Annotated in this window: 2 protein-coding genes; both read left to right on the forward strand. The window is 39.3% G+C overall.

From position 1 onward, the window contains the following. A partial coding sequence (locus C7B62_RS25175; RefSeq protein ID WP_146132224.1) for a helix-turn-helix domain-containing protein occupies nucleotides 1-583 on the forward strand: 583 nt, incomplete at its 5' end. Between the two features lie 724 nt (nucleotides 584-1307). After that, nucleotides 1308-3015: DUF3854 domain-containing protein (locus C7B62_RS25180; protein WP_146132225.1), on the forward strand; the 1708-nt coding region annotated here is incomplete at its 3' end.

A 3015-nucleotide genomic window follows, 5' to 3' on the forward strand; every position in this document is an offset into this window, starting at 1 on the left:
TTATTTTGCTCTTTTCGCATTACAGCAGAGTAAGAGTGGTTATTTTCAAATAGAAACCCTTTTAACCAGTATTGGATATGGAAAGGAAATAGAGACAGCAAGAATCGATGGAAGTGCAGCCTTCAATTTAAAACGTAGCTTTGATCGAGGAATTAAAATTTTAGCTAAGTTCGAGCATCCATATACTTTTGTCTACGACGCTGACGTTCCCGAATGGACTCGTTCAAATAGTAAAATTAAAAAACCAAGATATTGGTTCGATCAATGGCTGCACTGTTTTGGTACTCTAAACCAACCTGAAATTAAGCTTAAGCCTAAACCTCAAAAAGCTCTCCAACCTGACTTCCAAGCTAATAAAAAACAACTTGCAATATCTGACACCACATTAAATACAAATATATTAATATTTGGTCAACAAATTAGAAAAGCACGTATAGCTAATAAAGAAAGCCTAAGAACAATGGCAAAAGAACTTCATATTTCACCTTCCCGCTTATCTCAAATTGAAAATGGTTGCTATCCTCATCCAGTTACCCCTGAACTTAAAGTTCAAGTTTTGACTTATTTAGGTTTAGAAACATAACCAAACCAAATAAGTAAACAACATATCTACTTTGCTCAAAAGCCTTTGAATAAAGGTTTTTTTGTGTTTAGGAGGATTGAATAAACTCCTAAACAGTCACAAAATTTAATAAATCCCAAACAACATATATAGCAATGATATTAGCTCCTAAACACTTGGGGGTTATTCGGAAACGTTTCGGGGTTATTCGGAAACGTTTTGGGGTTATTCGGAAACGTTTTAATTTAAAAAGTCTTATTTAGCAAGCATTCTAGCTCCTAAACAACAAAAATAGTGTTTAGGCGAACTCCTAAACACTAAAATTTATAGCTCTTTTAATCTCTTTTAAGCTCTGCCAAAATAAGAGTTGCAACATCTATTTCATAAATAACTATGACCTTACTTAAGTAAATAATTTAGTACAGACTATTTCCGATTCAACCCATAAATAGAAAAGAGCCGAAACCCGATGCAGTAAGCACAAGTATCAGCTCTTCCCCATTCCTTGGAAAACCAAGGAGTACATATTAATTGCTAATAATATTGTACCTCCATTTTTCCCAAGTTGCACTGGCGATCTTAAAAAGATCTGCTTTGTGGTGCGCCAAAATTTGAGGACTATACTAGTGAGCTTAGCTTGCTAGATGGGTAATCTTCGTTTGGCCTTAGTTCGCTATGGGAAAATTACAATGCTTTCTGTGTCGTCGTTTTAAGGCTTCTTTTAAAAATTAAGGAGTCCTTTTAAATGACCCAACAATTACCTAAACAACGTACTGCTTCAGATACATCGAGTGAAAAACAACTACCCAACCAGTTAACATCTGCTGAATATCGCGAACTTAACCAAGGAAGCGGAATTCATCCCGATTTAATTAAACTTAACTTTTTCCACCTAGAAGGACAGGTGGCACTAGACCGCCTGTTTATTTCCGAAACACTTAAAAGAACTAACTCTGGCACAATTAGCTACAGCATCCTCAAACGCTATCGCCATGTTGAAGCAGGAGGTTGGTGGGTTTCAGGAGTAGATGTCAATAACAATTATTCTGAAGATATCTGGGGACAATTTAAACCACTTCAGCCCAGATTATCGGCAGACAAAGGGAAAATAATTAAATATGAAGCTCCTCCTAAACACCCGACAGGGATCATTGCCCTGAAAGTTTCTCAACTTCTTTGGCATCAAGTAGCAAAACAAAATAACATCAAGTTATTTTTATCTCCTCTAGCCCTGAGACTGCGAGACAGAAATCCCTCGCTATCATTTTGGTCATGGGTAGTAAACAATTCTGAAGTTCCTTTGATCGTTACCGAAGGGGCTAAAAAAGCAGCAGCTTTAATTAGTTTAGGTTATGCAGCGATCGCCTTACCTGGTATTTTTAATGGCTATCGCCAACCTAAAGATGAATTTGGGAGAAAAACAGGACTGGCTAAACTTATTCCTCAACTTCAAGTCTTTGCCACCCCTGGACGTACAGTTTATTTTGCCTTTGATCGAGACACTAAAGCTAGTACAATCGCTAATGTAAATTGCGCGATCGCCAAAACAGGCAAACTTTTTACCAAAGCTGGAGTTGATGTTAAGGTAATTCGTTGGTCAAGCGTTCCCTGCCTTGAAAAGGAGGAGCGACCCTGGCGACGTTTCGTCGCCCAAGGAACGCGCTCCGATGCAGGGCTTGCCCTAAAGGACTCGCTTCGCATCGCGCTTGACCGCCTTCCGCGGCAAGAGTCAGACGGACAAAATAAAGGAGTTGACGATCTAATTGTCAATAGCGGTGCAGAGGCATTTCATCAAGCTTATGCTCAGGCATTATCTCTCTCTACTTGGTTGGTTCAAACACAAGTCCAATTAACCTATAAAGCTAATATTCAGGTTAATCGACGCTACTTAGGTTCTTTAAGGGGGGCAGAGGGCAAAAAGGGAAAGGGGGAAAGGGGAAGGGGGAAAGGGAAAGACGATGAGCTTGCTTACCAAAACCTTGTACCCGACACCCTAACTATCGCCGATACTGCCAAATTAATCTGTTTAAAATCCCCCAAAGGCACAGGCAAAACCCATTTACTCGAACAAATAGTGAACCAAGCCACTAAAGAAGGAAAGTGGGTACTCCTATTAACCCACCGTATCCAATTAGGAGAAGCATTATGTCAAAGAGTAGGACTTCCTTACCTAACCGAAATCAAAACCGTTGAATACGGAACTATTCTCGGCTACGGACTCTGTATCGATTCACTACATCCCAAATCTAGTGCCAGATTTAATGCCGATAATTGGCAAGATGGAATAGTAATCATTGATGAAGCAGAACAGGTAATTTGGCATCTGCTCAATTCTGCTACCTGTGCGAGTGAACGAGTTGAGATTTTGACTCAATTTAAAAACCTGATTCAAAACAATCTTTCAGGCGATGGTAAAGTCTATCTAGCCGATGCAGATCTATCTGATGTTTCTA

The organism is Pleurocapsa sp. CCALA 161 (genome assembly GCF_003003995.1).
In the GTDB taxonomy this organism is placed as follows: Bacteria; Cyanobacteriota; Cyanobacteriia; order Cyanobacteriales; family Xenococcaceae; genus Waterburya.